General features: G+C 62.3%; 19 protein-coding genes. 12 read left to right on the plus strand and 7 right to left on the minus strand.

Translation table 11 applies throughout. The features are described 5' to 3' along the window. Window positions 1-59: 59 nt before the first annotated feature. A complete protein-coding gene (gene clpS / locus KVU_RS02310) occupies window positions 60-413 on the plus strand; it encodes an ATP-dependent Clp protease adapter ClpS (protein WP_013383707.1) in 354 nt (117 codons plus the stop codon). A gap of 5 nt (window positions 414-418) precedes the next feature. Then, window positions 419-1,417 (plus strand): class I SAM-dependent methyltransferase, encoded by a 999-nt coding sequence (locus tag KVU_RS02315; protein WP_013383708.1) that lies wholly within the window; start codon window positions 419-421, stop codon window positions 1,415-1,417. A 3-nt stretch (window positions 1,418-1,420) separates the two neighbouring features. Here the strand turns inward: KVU_RS02315 and KVU_RS02320 are convergent, their stop codons facing one another. Further along, window positions 1,421-1,807 (minus strand): hypothetical protein, encoded by a 387-nt coding sequence (locus KVU_RS02320; protein ID WP_013383709.1) that lies wholly within the window; start codon window positions 1,805-1,807, stop codon window positions 1,421-1,423. Window positions 1,808-1,906: 99 nt separating this feature from the next. Between KVU_RS02320 and hemF the strand changes: the two genes are divergently transcribed. Next, complete coding sequence (gene hemF, locus KVU_RS02325) at window positions 1,907-2,812, plus strand: oxygen-dependent coproporphyrinogen oxidase (RefSeq protein ID WP_013383710.1); 906 nt, start codon at window positions 1,907-1,909, stop codon at window positions 2,810-2,812. Here hemF and hemE read toward each other — a convergent pair whose 3' ends face one another. Beyond that, window positions 2,813-3,847, minus strand: a complete 1,035-nt coding sequence (gene hemE, locus KVU_RS02330) for a uroporphyrinogen decarboxylase (protein WP_013383711.1) — start codon at window positions 3,845-3,847, stop codon at window positions 2,813-2,815. It abuts the gene before it with no gap. A 99-nt stretch (window positions 3,848-3,946) separates the two neighbouring features. Between hemE and hemC the strand changes: the two genes are divergently transcribed. The 6 genes from hemC (at window position 3,947) to KVU_RS02360 (ending at window position 8,810) form a co-directional block, all read left to right on the plus strand. After that, window positions 3,947-4,891, plus strand: a complete 945-nt coding sequence (hemC, locus tag KVU_RS02335; protein ID WP_013383712.1) for a hydroxymethylbilane synthase — start codon at window positions 3,947-3,949, stop codon at window positions 4,889-4,891. Between the two features lie 63 nt (window positions 4,892-4,954). Next, window positions 4,955-6,037: a histidinol-phosphate transaminase gene (hisC, locus tag KVU_RS02340; protein WP_013383713.1), complete on the plus strand. Its 1,083-nt coding sequence runs from the start codon at window positions 4,955-4,957 to the stop codon at window positions 6,035-6,037. Then, window positions 6,037-6,972, plus strand: coding sequence for a prephenate/arogenate dehydrogenase family protein (locus KVU_RS02345; RefSeq protein ID WP_013383714.1), 936 nt, complete (start codon window positions 6,037-6,039; stop codon window positions 6,970-6,972). The genes hisC and KVU_RS02345 overlap by 1 nt, the downstream gene beginning before the upstream one ends. Continuing rightward, a complete protein-coding gene (locus KVU_RS16215; RefSeq protein ID WP_014537539.1) occupies window positions 6,969-7,871 on the plus strand; it encodes an extensin-like domain-containing protein in 903 nt (300 codons plus the stop codon). Before KVU_RS02345 ends, KVU_RS16215 begins: the two co-directional genes overlap by 4 nt. 10 nt (window positions 7,872-7,881) lie before the next feature. Further along, window positions 7,882-8,379, plus strand: coding sequence for a DMT family transporter (locus KVU_RS02355; protein ID WP_014537540.1), 498 nt, complete (start codon window positions 7,882-7,884; stop codon window positions 8,377-8,379). Next, the gene (locus KVU_RS02360; protein ID WP_013383719.1) at window positions 8,379-8,810 is read left to right on the plus strand and encodes a DMT family transporter; all 432 of its coding nucleotides are present in this window, start codon (window positions 8,379-8,381) and stop codon (window positions 8,808-8,810) included. The genes KVU_RS02355 and KVU_RS02360 overlap by 1 nt, the downstream gene beginning before the upstream one ends. Before the next feature lie 27 nt (window positions 8,811-8,837). Here the strand turns inward: KVU_RS02360 and KVU_RS02365 are convergent, their stop codons facing one another. The 5 genes from KVU_RS02365 to gloB form a co-directional block, all read right to left on the minus strand. Beyond that, window positions 8,838-9,380, minus strand: coding sequence for a TIGR00645 family protein (locus KVU_RS02365; RefSeq protein WP_013383720.1), 543 nt, complete (start codon window positions 9,378-9,380; stop codon window positions 8,838-8,840). A gap of 149 nt (window positions 9,381-9,529) precedes the next feature. Further along, complete coding sequence (gene rpsD, locus KVU_RS02370) at window positions 9,530-10,150, minus strand: 30S ribosomal protein S4 (protein ID WP_014537541.1); 621 nt, start codon at window positions 10,148-10,150, stop codon at window positions 9,530-9,532. A 137-nt stretch (window positions 10,151-10,287) separates the two neighbouring features. Then, the gene (locus KVU_RS02375; RefSeq protein WP_014537542.1) at window positions 10,288-11,055 is read right to left on the minus strand and encodes a class I SAM-dependent methyltransferase; all 768 of its coding nucleotides are present in this window, start codon (window positions 11,053-11,055) and stop codon (window positions 10,288-10,290) included. Between the two features lie 65 nt (window positions 11,056-11,120). Next, window positions 11,121-13,430: an ATP-dependent Clp protease ATP-binding subunit ClpA gene (gene clpA / locus KVU_RS02380; protein WP_013383724.1), complete on the minus strand. Its 2,310-nt coding sequence runs from the start codon at window positions 13,428-13,430 to the stop codon at window positions 11,121-11,123. A 194-nt stretch (window positions 13,431-13,624) separates the two neighbouring features. Next, a complete protein-coding gene (gene gloB, locus KVU_RS02385) occupies window positions 13,625-14,419 on the minus strand; it encodes a hydroxyacylglutathione hydrolase (protein ID WP_013383725.1) in 795 nt (264 codons plus the stop codon). Between the two features lie 152 nt (window positions 14,420-14,571). Here gloB and KVU_RS02390 point away from each other — a divergent pair, with 152 nt between their 5' ends. The 3 genes from KVU_RS02390 to atpA all read left to right on the plus strand — a co-directional run bounded on the left by KVU_RS02390 (window position 14,572) and on the right by atpA (window position 17,669). Continuing rightward, on the plus strand, window positions 14,572-15,324 hold the full coding sequence (locus KVU_RS02390; RefSeq protein WP_013383726.1) for a class I SAM-dependent methyltransferase: 753 nt from the start codon (window positions 14,572-14,574) through the stop codon (window positions 15,322-15,324). 246 nt (window positions 15,325-15,570) lie between these two features. Next, window positions 15,571-16,131 (plus strand): F0F1 ATP synthase subunit delta, encoded by a 561-nt coding sequence (locus KVU_RS02395; RefSeq protein ID WP_013383727.1) that lies wholly within the window; start codon window positions 15,571-15,573, stop codon window positions 16,129-16,131. Further along, a complete protein-coding gene (atpA, locus tag KVU_RS02400) occupies window positions 16,131-17,669 on the plus strand; it encodes a F0F1 ATP synthase subunit alpha (protein ID WP_014537546.1) in 1,539 nt (512 codons plus the stop codon). Before KVU_RS02395 ends, atpA begins: the two co-directional genes overlap by 1 nt. Window positions 17,670-17,680: the final 11 nt, after the last annotated feature.

Consider the following 17,680-nt stretch of genomic DNA (forward strand, 5'->3'; position numbering starts at 1 on the left):
CTATGCCCGCTTATATAGAGGTTCAACCTTTCAATTCGCATAGAGACGGAACGTGACGCATGGGTGGCACGACACGGATGACATCATCCAACGACAATGACGGCACCAACACGCCCGAGAACGAACGCGGCGTTGCCCTAAAGACGCGCCCAAAGACCAAGCGGCCGCCCTTGTACAAGGTGATGCTGCTGAACGACGACTATACGCCGATGGAATTCGTCGTTTTGGTGCTGCAGCGTTTCTTTAGCCTCGACGAGTCCCGCTCGGTCGAGATTATGCTGGCCGTCCATACCAAAGGTGTGGCCGTTGTCGCCGTCTTTCCCTATGAGGTGGCCGAGACCAAGGTTGCGCAGGTGATGGAATTCGCTCGCCGCAACCAGCACCCCCTGCAATGCACGATGGAGCAAGAGTAACATCAATGGCGCAATCCCGCCTGACGACTGCGCTGGACAGCGGCGCGGTCAGCCTGCCTGACGGCCCTATCGCCGTCTTTCGTCCCGCCGCCGGTTTCGACCTGTCCGCTTTGCCGCGTGAACAGGTCGTCATCAGCCATACATTCCGTCCCGATTACGATTATTGGCGCGCCGCCGGCTATGCCGTGCAAGAGGGCGCGATCACCGCGCCGACCGCGCTGGTGGTCTTGCCGCGTTCTAAAGTGCAGGCCCGCGCGCTGATTGCGGCGGCCGTTGCGACGGCCGAACTGGTGCTGGTCGATGGCCAGCGCGAAGATGGTATCGACAGCATCTGGCGCGATATGCGCGCCAAAGTGCCCGCCGCCGACCTGTCGGGTGTGGTCAAGGCGCATGGTCGCCTGTTCTGGCTGACACGCGATCAGATCCCCGCAGGCGCATTTGAGGATTGGGCGGCGCCGGTGCTGTCGGAATTCGACGGCTTTGTCACTTCGGCTGGCGTGTTCTCGGATGGCGCAGTGGATCGCGGCTCGGCGCTGCTCGCGGCCGCTTTGCCTGAAAAACTGCCAGCGCGGATTGCGGACCTCGGCGCAGGCTGGGGGTATCTCTCGCAGGCGATCTTGCAGCGCGAGGGTGTGAAAACCGTCGATCTGATCGAGGCCGAGGCGCTGGCGCTCGAGAATGCCCGCCAGAACGTGACGGATGCGCGCGCGAAATTCACTTGGGCCGATGCGACGCAGTTCAAGGCGGACAAGGCCTATGATGCCGTGGTGATGAACCCGCCCTTCCACATCGGCGCAAAGGGCGAGCCTGCACTGGGCCGCGCCTTTATCACCGCCGCGCAGCGTATCTTGCACCCCGGCGGCAAGCTGTGGATGGTTGCGAACCGCCATTTGCCCTATGAGGCCATCCTGCGCGAGCAGTTCCATGAAGTCTCGGAACTTCCGGGCGGTGACGGCGCCTTCAAACTGTTCTACGCCGCCAAACCCGTGCGCGCACGGCGTTAAGGCCTATTCGGGATAGGCTGCGACGCAGGCCTGGATGGCGGGCGCGATCTGGCGCTGCAACTGGGCCTGCCGTTGATACAGCGACTCGAGTTTCGCGCGTTCGGCATTCAGGTCGATGCCGACGGGCACGCGGCGCTCGATCGTGCGGGCGCGATCGCAGCGCACCTCGGTCGTCGAGCCGTCCTGCAACGTGCGGGTGCAATAATCACGCTCGATCTCGACCTCTTCGCGGGTACCGATGGCATAGCCGCGCGCAAGGTTGCCCTCGGCCTCAGTGATCAAGCGGTTGATGGTCGGCAGATTGCCCGATGCATCGCTGATACAGGCCTCACGCGGGGTTTGGCACGCGGCCAGAAAGACCAGCGGTAGAATGACGAGGGCTTTGCGCATCGCTTACTCCTTGCGTAACCGAAAACACGCGCGGCTGGTGCCTGCGCTTGTCCAATGGTAAGCCCCCCGCAACTGGCAAGCAAGCGCAAGGGGGCCGTTATGGCGGGCTATATCAAAGCCACCGGTATGGAAGAAGAGCGGAAAACAGCGGCGGATTGGTTCCGCAGCCTGCGGGACGAGATCGTCACCGCGTTCGAGGCGGCCGAGCATGGCGATCTTGCTGGCCCCACCGCCGATCTGCCACCTGCGCGTTTCGAAGTGACCCCGACGCCACGCCATGGCGAAAATGGCGAGGATCTGGGCGGCGGCATCATGAGCGTGATGCGCGGTGGCCGCGTCTTTGAAAAGGTCGGCGTGAACTTTTCTGCGGTCGAGGGGACGTTGGGCGAGGGCGCGATCCGCTCGATGGCGCAGCGCGGCGTGCCGGGGATCGAGGCCGATCCGCGTTTCTGGGCTGCTGGTATCTCGCTGGTGGCGCATATGCAGAACCCGCATGTGCCTGCGGTGCATATGAACACCCGCATGTTCTGGACACCCTCGGCGTGGTGGTTTGGCGGCGGTGCCGATCTGAACCCGCCGATCCCCTATGCCGAGGACACGGCGCATTTCCACGCGACGCAAGAATCCTTCATCGCGCCCCATGGCGAGGGGCTTTACCCGCAGCTGAAAGCCTGGGCCGATGAGTATTTCTTTATTCCGCACCGTGGCCGCGCGCGCGGGGTGGGCGGCACGTTCATGGATGATCGCAACACCGGCGATTGGGCTGCGGATTTCGCGCTGACCCGCGATATTGGCCGCGCGTTCCTGCCATCCTATCTGCCGCTGATCGAACGCCGCCGCAACACGCCCTGGACCGAGGCTGACCGCGACACCCAGCTGATCTATCGCGGCCTATATGCCGAATATAATCTGGTCTGGGATCGCGGCACGAAATTCGGTCTGGCGACAGGTCACAACGCCGATGCGGTGTTGATGAGCCTGCCGCCTTTGGCCAAATGGACCTAATCAGGCGTTTTTGATCGCCTCGAGCATGATCGTCACATTCTCGGGGTCGGCATCAGGGGTGATGCCGTGCCCGAGGTTAAAGATGTGGGGCCCGCCGCGCAGCGCACGCACGACGCGCTGCGTCTCGGTCACCAGCGCATCGCCGCCGGTGACCAGATGGCTGTTCAGCAGATTGCCCTGCACACAGCCTGCGGGCTGGACATGTTCGGCAGCCCATGCGGCGGTCACACCATCATCAATCGCGATACAATCGGCGCCAACGGCGGCATGGCTGCCCGCATAGCGGTTCCCCGCGCCGCGCGGAAAGGCGATGACGGGAAGACCCGGGAAACGGGCCTTCAGCGCGCTGGTAATTTCCTGCATCGGGCGCAGCGAATAGCGGGCGAAATCCTCGCCCTGCAGCGATCCGGCCCAGCTATCGAACAGCTTGATCACTTCGGCGCCAGCCTCGACCTGTTTCGACAGATATTCGATCGTGCCAGCGGTCAGCAGGTCGATGATGCCGTCGAATGTGGCGCGGTCCTCGGTCTTCAGCGCATGGGCGGGGCCTTGGTCCGGCGTGCCGCGACCGGCGATCATATAGGTCGCAACCGTCCAAGGCGCACCGGCAAAGCCGATCAGTGCCACGTCCTTTGGTAGCTCGCGCGCCAGAATGCGGACGGTTTCATAAATTGGCGACAGACGGTCATGGACGGCATCTGCGGGTTTCAGCGCCGAGAGCTCATCCGGGGTCGTCGTGGTCGACAGGCGCGGGCCTTCGCCCGGCGTAAACCACAGCTCGGCCCCAAGCGCTTGGGGCAGCAGCAGAATATCGGCAAACAGGATCGCCGCGTCAAAGCTGTATCGACGCAGGGGCTGCAACGTGACCTCGGCCGCCAGATCGGGCGTATAGCACAGCGACAGGAAATCACCCGCCTCGGCGCGCGTTGCGCGATATTCGGGCAGATAGCGGCCAGCTTGGCGCATCATCCAGGCGGGGGGCGTCGGCAGCGTTTCGCCCGCAAGGGCGCGCAGAATGGGCTTTTGCAGCGTCATGATCGTCCTCTTGTCAGTCTTGATGGCAAGTCGGGGCAATGGGGGTGAAAGTCAAGCCTGCACAGTTGAAAGCACCCGCGCCTCGGCATAGAAGGGGCCATGCTGAACGCCCTTCCCACACCCGCCCAACCTTTGCGCATTGGCACACGCGGCTCGCCGCTGGCCCTGGCGCAAGCCTATGAGACCCGCGACCGCTTGGCGCAGGCCTTTGCCCTGCCGCATGAGGCCTTTCAGATCGAAGTGATCAAGGTCACGGGCGATATGGTGCAGGACAAAGCGCTGCGCGAGATCGGCGGCAAGGGCCTGTTCACCCGCGAGATCGAGGATGCGCTGCTGGATGGCAGTATCGACATTGCTGTCCATTCGATGAAGGACATGCCCGTCGAGCAGCCCGCCGGCCTGCTGCTGGATTGCTATTTGCCGCGCGAAGATGTCCGTGATGCGTTCGTGTCGCTGCATGGCTGGACGCTGGCGGATGTGCCTGCGGGCAAGGTCATCGGCACCTCTAGCCTGCGCCGCCGCGCCCAAATTCTGGCGCGTCGCCCCGATCTGACCGTGGTCGAGTTTCGCGGTAACGTGCAGACCCGCCTGAAGAAATTGGACGAGGGCGTCGCAGATGCCACTTTCCTTGCCATGGCCGGCCTGAACCGCCTGCAGCGGGGTGACGTGCCGCTGAAGGCGCTGGAAGTCGAGCAGATGCTGCCCGCCGTCGCCCAAGGCGCCATCGGGATCGAACGGCGCGCCGATGATCGTATCATCGAGGGGATGCTGGCCGTTATTCACGATGGCCCGACGGGTGTGCGTCTGGCCGCAGAGCGCGCGTTTTTGGCGGGGCTTGACGGCTCGTGCCACACGCCTATCGCGGGGCTGGCCGAGATCATCGGCGACCAGATCCGCCTGCGCGGCGAGGTGCTGCGCCCCGACGGTTCCGAGGCGATTTGTGATGACATGCGCGGCGCCGCCGTTGATGCTGCCCAAATCGGTGCCGAAATGGCACGAAAACTACGTGGTTTGGCAGGCGAGGGCTTCTTTACGCTTGGTTAGCCTCTGGCATTGGCGCGCCCTCGCGGCTAGAGAGGGGCGGAAGTCAAGTCAGGCAGGTTCAAGATGACCGCAATTCGCCCGCAACCCGGCATTATGGATATCGCGCTTTACACCAGTGGCGCGTCCAGCATCGCCGGGAAAAGCCATGTGTTGAAGCTTTCCTCGAACGAGAATCCGGCCGGATTCTCGGATGCGGCGAAAGAGGCTTTCCTGCGGGCGGCGCATGACCTGCATCGCTATCCGGGCACAGATCACGCGCGCCTGCGCGGCGCCATTGGCGAAGTCCAAGGCCTTGATCCTGAACGTATTATCTGCGGCGTAGGCTCTGATGAAGTGCTGCAATTCGTCACCCAATCCTATGCGGGTGTGGGCGATGAAGTGATCTATACCGAACACGGTTTCTCGCTATATCCGCTGCTCGCTTTGGCGGTTGGCGCGGTGCCGGTGAAAGTCGCTGAAAAGCAGCGCCGCGTCGATGTGGATGCCATTTTGGCCGCTTGCACGGATCGCACGCGAATCGTCTTTTTGACCAACCCCGGCAACCCCACCGGCACCATGATCGGCGAGGCTGAAATCGCACGCCTGTCCGATGCTTTGCCGCGTCAGGTGCTGCTGGTTCTGGACAGCGCCTATTGTGAATTTGCCGATGGTTATGACGGCGGCGCAAGTCTGGTGACCACGCGCCCGAACATGATCATGACGCGCACCTTTTCCAAGATCCACGGCCTTGGCGGCCTTCGGATCGGCTGGGGCTATGCCGCGCGCGAGATCATCGACGTGCTGAACCGCGTGCGTCAGCCGTTCAATCTGTCGGAAGTGCAGCTTAGCGTCGCCGAAGCCGCGATGCGCGATACCGCATGGGTCGAGAAATGCCGCGCCGATAACGCAAAATGGCGCGCGTGGCTCAGCCATGCGCTGACCGAGCTTGGTGTTGCGGTGGACGAAAGCTCTGCGAACTTCATCCTCGCCCGTTTCGCCTCCGAGGCCGAGGCGGCGGGCTGCGATGCGCATCTGCGCGACAACGGTATCATCGTGCGCCGCGTGACCGGCTATGGTTTCCCCGAGGGGCTGCGCATTACCGTGGGTGACGAGGCGGCTTGCCGTCAGGTCGTCCATGCCGTCGCGCAATTCAAGGGCCTGCGCTGATGTCCGTGCTGTTCCCGCGCGTAGCGCTGATCGGGCTGGGGCTGATCGCCTCGTCCATCGCCCATGCGGCACGGCGGGCCGGTGTTGCGGGCGAGATTGTCGGCTATGATGTCTCAGGCGATGTCCGCGATACCGCGCGCGAGATTGCCCTGTGCGATCGCATTACCGACACGCCTGATGCGGCTGTGGTGGATGCCGATCTGGTTATTCTTTGCGTGCCGCCGGGCGCGATGGGATCGGTGGCGCGTCAGATTGGCGCGGCGCTGAAACCGGGTGCGATCCTCAGCGATGTGGGATCGACCAAGCGTTCTGTTATTGATGCGGTTATGCCCTATGTGCCTGGAAATGTGTCGTTTATTCCGGCGCACCCTTTGGCTGGGACCGAGCATTCTGGCCCGCGTGCCGGGTTTGCCTCGCTGTTTGATAACCGCTGGTGCATCATTGTCCCACAAGAGGACACCCCCGCCGATCGCCTGCAAATGTTGCAAGACTTCTGGCAGGCCTTGGGCGCGAATACCGAGGTGATGGACGCCGACCACCACGACCGCGTGCTGGCCGTGACCAGCCATACGCCGCACTTGATCGCCTATACGATGGTGGGCGTCGCCGATGATCTGGGCCGTGTGACCGATTCCGAGGTCATCAAATATTCCGCCGCCGGTTTTCGCGATTTTACGCGGATCGCGGCCTCTGACCCCACGATGTGGCGCGATGTGTTCCTGAACAACAAAGATGCGACGCTGGAAATTCTGGGGCGTTTCACCGAAGAGCTGTTCGCCCTGCAACGCGCGATCCGGCAGGGCGATGGCGATCATCTGCACGCCTATTTCACCCGCACCCGTGCCATTCGTCGCGGCATTATCGAGGCAGGTCAGGATACCGCCAAGCCGAACTTTGGCCGCGGCATCGAGGATGTATCGGAGAGCAAGGGTTGAAGCGGGCAGGGCGCCAGATCGCCCTTGGCTGCCTTGCCCTGGCGTTGCTAGGCGCGCCCCTGGCGGCGCAAACCATTCCGTTGCCCGAGGCGCGCCCCGAGGCTGCAGCTCCGCAAACGCCTGCTCCAGAAACCGCTGCCCCCAACACGCCTGCGCAATCGGCGCCTGTCACCGCTCGGCCTGATGGCTCGCTGTCGGTGCCGATCCCGCGCACAAGGCCGCAATCCGTGCCAGCCGTACCCCGCGCGGCGCAGGTCGCCCCGACGGTCCTGTCGGTTCTGCCCCCGGTGCCCCGCCCGCCGCAGCGCCCCGCCGGGCGGCGCGCCATTGCAGCAACACCCGCGCCTGCCGCACCTGCCGCCCCCCGTATCGCCAGCACCGGCGCAGGGCTTTGCGGTATCCCCGGCCTGCAAGGCGATGTGATTCAGGATATTTCCGGTCGCGGCGGCTGCGGCGTCACGAATGCGGTGCAGGTGCGATCGGTGCAGGGTGTTGCGCTTTCGACGCCGCTGGTCATTGATTGCCAAACCGCCGTGACCTTTAACCGCTGGGTCAGCGAGGTTGCGATCCCCAGCATCGGCAATACCGGCGGCGGCCTCGCCTTTATCCAGACGCCGGGCGGTTATTCCTGCCGCGCGGTGGTGGGCACCAATAGCAATCGCCTGTCTGAACATGGACGCGGCAAAGCGGTGGATGTCGTCGCCTTTCGCCTGCGCGATGGCACCACATTCAACGTGCTGAACGGCTGGCGCAGCGCGGCCTGGGGCAATGTGCTGCGCCAGATGCATCGCGCCGCCTGCGGCATGTTCGGCACGGTTCTGGGCCCCGAGGCGAACGCCGCCCACCGCGACCACCTGCATTTCGACACCGCCAGCCGCCGCAGTGCCTATTGCCGCTGAAAGGATTCTGATGACCAAACCCGCGTCTTCTCCCGGTATCTTTGAAATCGGCATCGCGCTGGCGACGGGCGGCCTGATGACGATCATGCTGCTGTCAAACAGCCTGATGGCCGCACATACCACGCCGCTGTTTTCATCGTTGACGGCGCATGGCGTGGGAGCGGTGGCGCTGGTTTTGGCGGTGCTGGCGCTGCGGCTGGCGATGCCGGGCAAGGCACAGCCGCCGCTGATTGGCCGCGCGCCGCTGTGGGCCTATCTGGGCGGGCTATCAGGTGCGCTGACGGTGGTGCTGACCTCTTATGCCGCGAATTCTTCGCTGGCGCTGACGGGCACGCTGGCGCTGGGTCTGGCGGGGCAGGTGATCCTGGCGCTGATCTTTGACCGTTTTGGCCTTTTGGGCATGGCGCGGCGCAAGCCGACGCGCAATGATCTGATCTCGTTGGCGCTGGTAATCGGCGGCACGCTGTTGATCATCTTTGGTCGCGCGCAGGCTGGAGGGCAGGGCTGATGGCGGTGATTGTTCTGATCGCTTTCGCGGGCGGAATGCTGGTCACGCTGTCGCGCCAGTTGAACGGGCGGCTGGCGCTGTCGACCTCGGCGGTGATCTCGTCGCTGTGGAACCACGCGGTCGGCTTTGTGATCCTGCTGGCCTATACGCTGGTGGTGCTGGGCGCAGGTGGTCTGTGGCCCGAGGGCGCATCCACCGCGCCGATGCTGGCCTGGATGGGCGGCATCTTTGGCGCCGTCTTTGTGGCGGCGGGTAGCTGGCTGATCCCGCGTCTGGGCGCGGCGCTGACATCGGTGCTGCTGATCGCGGGGCAGATGTTGTCATCGGTGGCGCTGGATCTGTTGCGCGGCGCATCCGGCAATGGCTGGATGCAGCTCGGCGGGGTGCTGATGATCCTTGCCGGTGTCTGGATCAGCCGCAACAAGACGTAAAAAAGGGGCCGCGCGGCCCCTTTTCTTTTAGTATTTGGATGCGGCTTTCACCTTGGCGTTGATGTAATCCATCAGCGCCATCATCACGCCCGAGACGATGAACACCAGGTGGATGATCACCAGCCACATCAGCTCGGTGCCGTCGAACAACTCGCCCACCGGCTTGCCGATTTCCATGAACCGCTTCAGCAGGTGGATCGCCGAAATCGCCACGATCGAGGCGATCAGCTTCATCTTGAGGCCCGCGAAGTCCACAGTGCCCATCCATTCGGGACGCTCGGCATTTTCGTCGATATCGAGTTTCGAGACGAAATTCTCGTAGCCCGAAAAGATCACGATCCCCAAAAGGTTCGCAGCCAGCGTCAGGTCGATCAGTGACAGGACGGCGAGGATGCCCTTGTCCATCTCCATCGTGAACATCTGCGGCACGTAATACATGAGCTCGCGGAAAAAGATCACAACGACCATCAACAGCGCCAGCACAAGGCCCAGATACATAGGGGCCATCAGCCAGCGCGACGCAAACAAGGTGCGCTCGAAGCCGACTTCGAGACCGTTCTTTTTCGACATTCTTTTCTCCGGGAGGGGTGTTTCGCGATCAGATAAAATCGACGCGATCCGCGATCAATAGGGCGTGACACAAAATCGCATGGGCAAAGCGCGGGCAAAGAAAAAGCCCGCCGAAACCGGCGGGCTTAAAAGAAGAAATCCGGTTGGGATTAGTTCTTTGCGTAGAATTCGACGATCAGGTTCGGTTCCATGATCACCGGATAGGGAACGTCAGCCAGCGAAGGCGTGCGCACATAGGTCGCGGTCAGCTTGCTGTTGTCGACTTCGATGTAGTCGGGAACGTTACGCTCGGCCAGGTTGATGGCTTCCAGCACGACGGCCAGTTGCTTGGACTTGGCGCGGATCTCGATGACGTCGCCTTCTTTGACGCGATACGAGGGGATGTTCACCGAAACGCCGTTCACGGTGACGTGGCCGTGGTTCACGAATTGGCGTGCAGCAAAGACGGTCGCAACCCACTTGGCGCGGTAGACGACGGCGTCCAGGCGGCGCTCGAGCAGGCCTACCAGGTTCTCACCGGTGTCGCCCTTGGTACGCTCGGCATCCGAATAGATGCGGCGGAATTGCTTTTCGGTCAGGTCGCCGTAGTAACCCTTCAGCTTTTGCTTTGCGCGCAGCTGGGTACCAAAGTCGGACAGTTTGCCCTTGCGGCGCTGACCGTGCTGACCGGGACCGTATTCGCGGCGGTTCAGCGGCGATTTGGGACGGCCCCAGATGTTTTCGCCCATACGGCGGTCAATTTTGTGCTTGGCAGAAGTACGTTTAGTCACCTCTGATCTCCTTCAAAGTGGGTGCCCCGGATGGGGCGTGAAGGGCGTTGTCCTTTGGAATGATATCCCGACAGGCTGCCCCTTGCGGGGGCCACCAACACCAACAGAGGCGGCTTTATGAGGGGCAGGGCGGGAAGTCAAGTCCGCGTGGCGGTGATGAAGACCTTGTCCACGGTGAACGTGCCGTCATCCTCGATCCGCAGGGCATCGCGCACCGGCTGGCTTGCGCCCGATTGCAATTCCAGCAGCGCCGCGACCATCGGGATGGGCGTGCCCGAGCGTTTCACCCAAGGCTGGAATTCCAGCCTGAGCGGGTGATGGCTGAGGGTCTGGACCTGAAAACCCGCAACGGCAAGTGCGCTGACCCATTCGGCGGCGGTATAATTGCGCACATGCGAGCGGTCGCGGAGCAGTTCAATCGCCTGCAGATGGGTGTCGACCACGGCGGAACGCGGCGCTGCCGTATCCATAAAGACAGCCGTCGCGCCGGGTTTCAGCACGCGGTGCGCCTCGCGCAGACCGGCGGCCAGATCGTGCCAGTGATGCGCCGAATAGCGGCTGGCCAGAAAATCGGCATGTTCATCGGGCAGGGACATCATCTCGGCAGGCGCACAGAGGGTCGTCAGGTTCGTGATGCCGCGCGCCCGCGCGGTGGCGCCGACGGCCAGCAGCATGTCCTGCGACAGATCAACGGCCAGCACATGATCAGCAAGGCCCGCCATCCGGTAAGCCACATGGCCGCCGCCTGCGCCCAGATCAATCGCCAGATGCGGGCGTTTACCGGCCATAATCTCGGCCAAAGCCTCGATATCCTCGCCCGCCGCATGGGTCGGGCTGTCGATATAGGCCTGCGCGCGGGGGCCGAATTGCTTGTCGACCTTATCGTAATGGCTGTCTGCGGGCATGTTTGCCTCCCGAAATGGAAAAGGCCCGCCATCTCTGGCGGGCCTTCAGATTATACCCTTGGCGATCAGTCCGCCAGTTCAGGTGTATCGCTGGTGGCTTGGCGCTGTTTCGCCGCCTCGAATTGCAAGTCCAGCTTGCCATCCTTGACGCCGACGCGCACCAGACCGCCTTTTTGCAAGCTGCCAAACAGCAGCTCCTCGGCCAGCGGCTTTTTGATATGCTCTTGGATCACGCGCGCCAGTGGGCGGGCGCCCATCTTTTCGTCGTAACCCTCGTCCCCCAACCAAGCGGCGGCCGCGGGCGACAGTTCGAAATGCACGTTGCGATCCAGCAGCTGCGCCTCGAGTTGCAGGACGAATTTCTCGACCACCTTGCTGATCGTCTCCTTGGCCAGTGGGGCAAAGGCGATGACCGCATCCAGACGGTTGCGGAATTCGGGCGTGAACGTCCGCTCGATCGCGGCGGTGTCCTCGCCCTCGCGGCGGTCGCGGCCAAAGCCAAGCGCCTCGCGCGCCTGATCGGCAGCCCCCGCATTCGAGGTCATGATCAGGATCACATTGCGAAAATCGACCTGACGCCCGTTGTGATCGGTCAGCTTGCCGTGGTCCATCACCTGCAACAGGATGTTGAACACATCGGGGTGGGCCTTTTCGATCTCGTCCAGCAGCAGCACCGAATGGGGGTGCTGGTCGATGCCATCGGTCAAAAGCCCGCCTTGGTCAAAGCCGACATAGCCCGGAGGCGCGCCGATCAGACGCGAAACCGCGTGCTTTTCCATGTATTCCGACATGTCAAAGCGCAGCATTTCAACGCCCAGCGTATCGGCTAGCTGCTTGGCAACCTCGGTTTTACCGACGCCGGTGGGCCCTGCGAACAGATAGTTGCCGATCGGCTTTTCAGGCTCGCGCAGGCCAGCCCGCGCCAGTTTGATCGCCGAGGCCAGCGCCTCGATCGCTTTGTCCTGACCAAAGACCACGCGTTTCAGCGACGGCTCGAGGTCTTTCAGCGTAGCGGCATCGTCCTTGGACACTTGCTTGGGCGGGATGCGGGCGATTTTGGCGACCACAGCCTCGACTTCCTTCACCGAGATCGTCTTGCGACGGCGGCTTTCGGGCACCAGATGCTGGGCGGCACCGGCCTCGTCGATGATATCAATCGCGCTATCGGGCAGTTTGCGGTCATGGATATAGCGCGCTGCCAGCTCGACCGAGGCCCGGATCGCATCATTGGTGTATTTCACACCGTGATGCTCCTCGAAATTCGGCTTGAGGCCGCGCAGGATTTTCACCGCATCGTCGATGCTGGGCTCGTTCACGTCGATCTTTTGGAAACGGCGGGCGAGGGCGCGGTCTTTCTCGAAATGCTGGCGGAACTCTTTATAGGTGGTCGAGCCCATGCAGCGCAGCTTGCCACCGGCCAAAGCCGGTTTCAGCAGGTTCGAGGCATCCATCGCCCCGCCCGAGGTCGCGCCCGCACCAATCACGGTGTGGATCTCGTCGATGAACAGCACGGCATCGGGGTGGTCTTCCAGCTCTTTGACGACAGCCTTCAGACGTTCCTCGAAATCACCGCGATAGCGGGTGCCGGCCAGCAGCGCGCCCATATCCAGCGAATAGATCGTGGTCGCGGCCAGCACTTCGGGCACGTCGCCCTGAACGATTTTCCACGCCAGCCCTTCGGCGATGGCGGTCTTGCCCACGCCCGGATCACCCACCAACAGCGGGTTGTTCTTGCGCCGGCGGCACAGGACCTGAATGGCCCGCTCGACCTCGAGGTCGCGGCCGATCAGCGGGTCGACGTCACCCTTACGCGCCTTGCTGTTCAGATCGACGCAATATTTCGCCAAGGCCTTTTCCTTCTCGTCACCCGTGGGGGCCGAGCGGTCTTCGCCGTTCGTCGCCCCGTTGACAGTGCGGTTTTCGGCAAAATCTGGATCTTTGGCGACGCCATGGGCGATGAAGTTCACCGCATCATAGCGGGTCATGTCCTGCTCTTGCAGGAAGTAGACGGCATGGCTTTCACGCTCGGCAAACAATGCGACGATGACATTGGCGCCGGTCACCTCGACACGGCCCGCGCTTTGGACATGGATGGCGGCGCGTTGGATCACACGCTGGAAGGCGGCGGTCGGCACGGCTTCCGAGCCTTCAACCGTTGTCACCAGCGTGGTCAGGTCATCGTCAACAAAGTCTTCCAGCGATTTGCGCAGGTCGGTCATATCGACGGCGCAGGCGCGCAAAACATGGGCCGCGTCAGGTTCGTCAAGCAAGGCGAGCAGCAGATGCTCGAGCGTTGCAAGCTCATGGTGGTGTGCATTGGCAATCGACAATGCGCTGTGAATGGACTGTTCGAGCGAATTGGTAAATGACGGCACGGTCGGGTGCTCCTTTCGTCCGGGGGCGGGCAGAGGCCTTTGGCTTTTGGTCCGCTGCGCCACCATGGCCTATAGGATATAAAGATCGGCTTTCCTTGCGTATCTTCAAGAAGAAAATTGTCACATTCCGATCACTAAATAAGACGGAGCAGAAATGAAGGCGTAAACGGCCCTTTCGGGCCGCGGGTTTTCGCCTAGAAATCGTCCTTCATGGCCCGCAAGCGGGTAAAGACGCGCAGCGGATCGGCATCGGGCATGTCGATGGCCCGCGCGATCTGCGCCTCATGCGCCCGCAAGAACGGGTTTGTTGCCAGCTCTTTTTCCAGTCGGGCCGGAACGGTAAAGCTGCCTTCGGCGCGGCAGGCCGCGATTTTGGTGGCACGCGCACGCAAGGATGGGTCGTCCGGCAGGATCGACAGGGCAAAGCGCATATTGCTTTCGGTATATTCATGGCCCGAATGGATCAGCGTCTCGGGCGGCAGGGCGGCAAGCTGGGTCAGGCTGTGATACATCTGTGCGGCGGTGCCCTCGAACAGGCGACCGCAGCCCATCACCATCAGGCTGTCGCCGGTAAAGGCCGCTGTCAGTTCAGGCAGGTGAAAGGCGATATGGCCGATGGTATGGCCGGGCACTTCGATCACCTCGACCGGCGTGCCCAGCAACGAGAACACATCACCGCCCTTTAGCGCATGATCCAGCGGCGGCAGGCGGTGGCGGTCAGCGGCCGCGCCGTAAACCTGGGCCTTGTGGTTTTGCAGCAGGGCGGGGACGGCGGCGATATGGTCGTCGTGGTGGTGGGTCAGCAAGATGGCGTCCAGCTTCCAGCCGCGGGCGCGCAGCACGGTCTCGATCGGGTCTGCCTCGGGGGCGTCGATCAAGGCGGTGCGGTTTGTGGTGCTGTCGTGGATCAGAAAGGCATAATTGTCGCGCAGGCAGGGGATCGTGACGATCCGAAATCCTTTGTCATCGGTTCCTGTCGAGGCGGACATGGCAGTCTCCCAAAATTCTAGGGCCCCCCGGAATGTCGGGGATGTCGTTCGGATGAACATGTGGATACGGGGTTGCATTGACAGCCCCTTTGGGAATCATGGGATTACTTCGCCCCTAAGGCAAGGTGCCGGGGCGGATTTGGCGGGGTGAAATGTATCTCGACGTGCAGGATCTGAAGAATTTCTACTATCGCAGCGCCCTTGGGCGGGCGGTGCAGCAGGTCTTGCGCGGACGCTTGCGGCAGATGTGGCCCGAGACAAAGGGTATGACGATTGCAGGATTCGGCTTTGCACTGCCGTTGCTGCGTCCGTTTCTGCCCGAGGCCCGCCGCGTCATCGGGCTGATGCCGGGGCCGCAGGGGGTGATGGCCTGGCCGCCCGGCCTGCCCAATATCACCACATTGGTCGAAGAGGCGCTTTGGCCATTGGAAACGGGGTCGGTGGACCGGCTGGTCATGCTGCACGGCCTTGAGATGTCCGATGACCCCGGCGCGCTGCTGCAAGAGGCGCGGCGCGTCCTTGGGCCCGGCGGACGGGCGGTGTTCATCGTGCCCAACCGCGCCGGGATATGGTCGCGCACCGACCGCACGCCCTTTGGCTATGGCAAGCCCTATACGATCGGCCAGCTAGAAGGGGCGCTGCGACTGCATGACTTTGCGCCCGAGCGCGCGGCAACGGTGCTGTATCAGCCGCCATCCGTGCGGCGCACATGGCGGCGGTTGGGGCCGATGCTGGAAAGTGTCGGAACGCATCTGCCTGCGATATATGCAGGTGGCGTTTTAATGGTCGAAGCGGTCAAAGTCCCCGCGCCGCGCACCCCCGCACGCCCGCGCAGCGTGCTGGAAAAGCGCAGCTTGCGAATCCTCGGGCCCGCAACTTCGCCCGCAGCGATGCGTTACCGCTGACATTTTCCCGAAATCACGGCCCCATCATGTCACCCATGCAACAGGGTGCCAATTCGTGCAGCAAAGGCACGAAACAAATGCGATTCAATCGCGAAAAGCAGCCTCTAGCCGGTTGCGAGGCCCACCCTCGTCTGCTACACGCGCCATGGATTAATGACTGCCTTGTGATGAGGTAGTTGGGGTAGGCAGCCCGCCAGCATCGGCATTACGATGTGATCGGCGGGCCCAGACATCGGAAGGGTGGACGTGTCCGAACCAGCTTCGATTTCAACAGGCATCGCCAGTCGTTATGCAACGGCTGTCTTTGACCTTATGGTGGAAGAAGGGGCTCTGCCCGCGCTCGAGGGTGATATCGACAGCCTCGACGCTGCCCTGACCGCCAGTGCAGATCTGCGTGCGGTAATTGCATCGCCCGTTTTGACCCGCGACGAGCAGGCAAGGGCCATTACGGCTGTTGCTGATGCGCTGGGCCTGTCGGTTGTGTTGAAAAACACGCTGGCATTGATGGCCGCCAAGCGTCGTCTTTTCGTTCTGCCCCAATTGGTGGCAGAGCTGCGTGCCCGCGTCATGGCCGCAAAGGGTGAAGTCTTCGCAGAGGTCGTATCGGCCAAGGCGCTGACCGCAACCCAAGCCACCAAACTTGCCGAGGTTCTTTCGGCGAAAGTTGGCAAGACTGTTAAACTGAATGCGACCGTTGATCCTGCGTTGATCGGCGGTCTTGTTGTAAAAATTGGCTCGAAAATGATCGACACGTCGGTCGCTTCGAAGCTGCAGGCACTCCAGAACACCATGAAAGAGGTCGGATGATGGCGATCCAAGCCGCTGAGATTTCCAAGATCCTGAAGGACCAGATCAAGAACTTTGGCCAAAGCGCCGAAGTTGCTGAAGTGGGTCGCGTCCTGTCGGTTGGCGATGGTATCGCCCGCGTTTATGGCCTCGACAACATCCAGGCTGGCGAGATGGTCGAATTCCCCGGTGGTATCCGCGGGATGGCCCTGAACCTTGAAAAAGACAACGTTGGTGTTGTTATTTTCGGTTCGGACCGTGACATCAAAGAAGGCGACACCGTCAAGCGTACGCAGTCCATCGTGGACGTGCCCGCAGGCGATGGCCTGCTGGGCCGCGTTGTCGACGCACTGGGTAACCCGCTGGATGGCAAGGGCCCGATCGTATTCACCGAGCGCCGCGTGGCCGACGTGAAAGCCCCCGGCATCATCCCGCGTAAATCGGTGCATGAGCCGATGGCAACCGGCCTGAAGTCGGTTGATGCGATGATCCCCGTCGGTCGTGGCCAGCGCGAGCTGATCATTGGCGACCGTCAGACCGGTAAGACCGCAATCGCGCTCGACACCATTCTGAACCAAAAGTCGTATAACGAAGCAGCTGGCTCGGACGAGTCGAAAAAGCTGTATTGCGTCTATGTCGCGATCGGCCAAAAGCGCTCGACCGTGGCCCAGCTGGTGAAAAAGCTGGAAGAAAGCGGCGCGATGGCCTATTCGATCGTCGTCGCTGCGACCGCTTCGGACCCCGCGCCGATGCAATATCTGGCCCCCTATTCGGCAACCGCAATGGCCGAGTTCTTCCGCGACAACGGCCGTCACGCGCTGATCATCTATGATGACCTGTCGAAACAAGCCGTCGCCTACCGCCAGATGTCGCTGCTGCTGCGCCGTCCGCCGGGCCGCGAAGCCTATCCGGGCGACGTGTTCTATCTTCACTCCCGCCTTCTCGAGCGTTCGTCCAAGCTGAACGACGATTTCGGTGCTGGCTCGCTGACCGCGCTGCCGATCATCGAAACCCAGGCTGGTGACCTTGCGGCCTATGTTCCGACCAACGTGATCTCGATCACCGACGGTCAGATCTTCCTGGAAACCGATCTGTTCTATCAGGGCGTCCGCCCGGCTGTGAACACTGGTCTGTCGGTGTCGCGTGTGGGTTCGTCCGCACAGACCAACGCCATGAAGTCGGTGGCTGGCCCGATCAAACTGGAACTGGCGCAATACCGCGAAATGGCGGCGTTCTCGCAGTTCGGTTCGGATCTGGATGCGGCAACGCAACAGCTGCTGAACCGCGGTGCCCGTCTGACCGAGGTGATGAAGCAGCCGCAATACGCGCCGCTGACCAGCGCCGAGATGGTTGTGGTGATCTATGCCGCGATCAAAGGCTATCTGGACAAGATCGCTGTGCGTGACGTGGTGCGCTTTGAAGCAGCCCTGCTGACCTACCTGCGCACCCAGCGCAAGGATCTGCTGGACTTCATCGCGACGGAAGACCCCAAAATCAAGGGCGACGCCGAGGCCAAGATCAAAACGGCTCTGGACGATTTCGCACGCGATTTCGCCTGATCCGGCCATAA

This window comes from Ketogulonicigenium vulgare WSH-001 (assembly GCF_000223375.1).
Lineage (GTDB): Bacteria > Pseudomonadota > Alphaproteobacteria > Rhodobacterales > Rhodobacteraceae > Ketogulonicigenium > Ketogulonicigenium vulgare.

Excerpts from the sequence above, each read along its gene's own strand:
- KVU_RS02345 (WP_013383714.1), top strand. The coding sequence starts at position 6,037 with ATGTCCGTGCTGTTCCCGCGCGTAGCGCTGATCGGGCTGGGGCTGATC.
- hisC (WP_013383713.1), top strand. The coding sequence starts at position 4,955 with ATGACCGCAATTCGCCCGCAACCCGGCATTATGGATATCGCGCTTTAC.
- KVU_RS02375 (WP_014537542.1), bottom strand. The coding sequence starts at position 11,055 with ATGCCCGCAGACAGCCATTACGATAAGGTCGACAAGCAATTCGGCCCC.
- hemE (WP_013383711.1), bottom strand. The coding sequence starts at position 3,847 with ATGACGCTGCAAAAGCCCATTCTGCGCGCCCTTGCGGGCGAAACGCTG.
- hemC (WP_013383712.1), top strand. The coding sequence starts at position 3,947 with ATGCTGAACGCCCTTCCCACACCCGCCCAACCTTTGCGCATTGGCACA.
- KVU_RS02360 (WP_013383719.1), top strand. The coding sequence starts at position 8,379 with ATGGCGGTGATTGTTCTGATCGCTTTCGCGGGCGGAATGCTGGTCACG.
- atpA (WP_014537546.1), top strand. The coding sequence starts at position 16,131 with ATGGCGATCCAAGCCGCTGAGATTTCCAAGATCCTGAAGGACCAGATC.
- KVU_RS02355 (WP_014537540.1), top strand. The coding sequence starts at position 7,882 with ATGACCAAACCCGCGTCTTCTCCCGGTATCTTTGAAATCGGCATCGCG.
- KVU_RS02320 (WP_013383709.1), bottom strand. The coding sequence starts at position 1,807 with ATGCGCAAAGCCCTCGTCATTCTACCGCTGGTCTTTCTGGCCGCGTGC.
- gloB (WP_013383725.1), bottom strand. The coding sequence starts at position 14,419 with ATGTCCGCCTCGACAGGAACCGATGACAAAGGATTTCGGATCGTCACG.
- KVU_RS02390 (WP_013383726.1), top strand. The coding sequence starts at position 14,572 with ATGTATCTCGACGTGCAGGATCTGAAGAATTTCTACTATCGCAGCGCC.
- hemF (WP_013383710.1), top strand. The coding sequence starts at position 1,907 with ATGGCGGGCTATATCAAAGCCACCGGTATGGAAGAAGAGCGGAAAACA.
- KVU_RS02365 (WP_013383720.1), bottom strand. The coding sequence starts at position 9,380 with ATGTCGAAAAAGAACGGTCTCGAAGTCGGCTTCGAGCGCACCTTGTTT.
- KVU_RS02315 (WP_013383708.1), top strand. The coding sequence starts at position 419 with ATGGCGCAATCCCGCCTGACGACTGCGCTGGACAGCGGCGCGGTCAGC.
- clpS (WP_013383707.1), top strand. The coding sequence starts at position 60 with ATGGGTGGCACGACACGGATGACATCATCCAACGACAATGACGGCACC.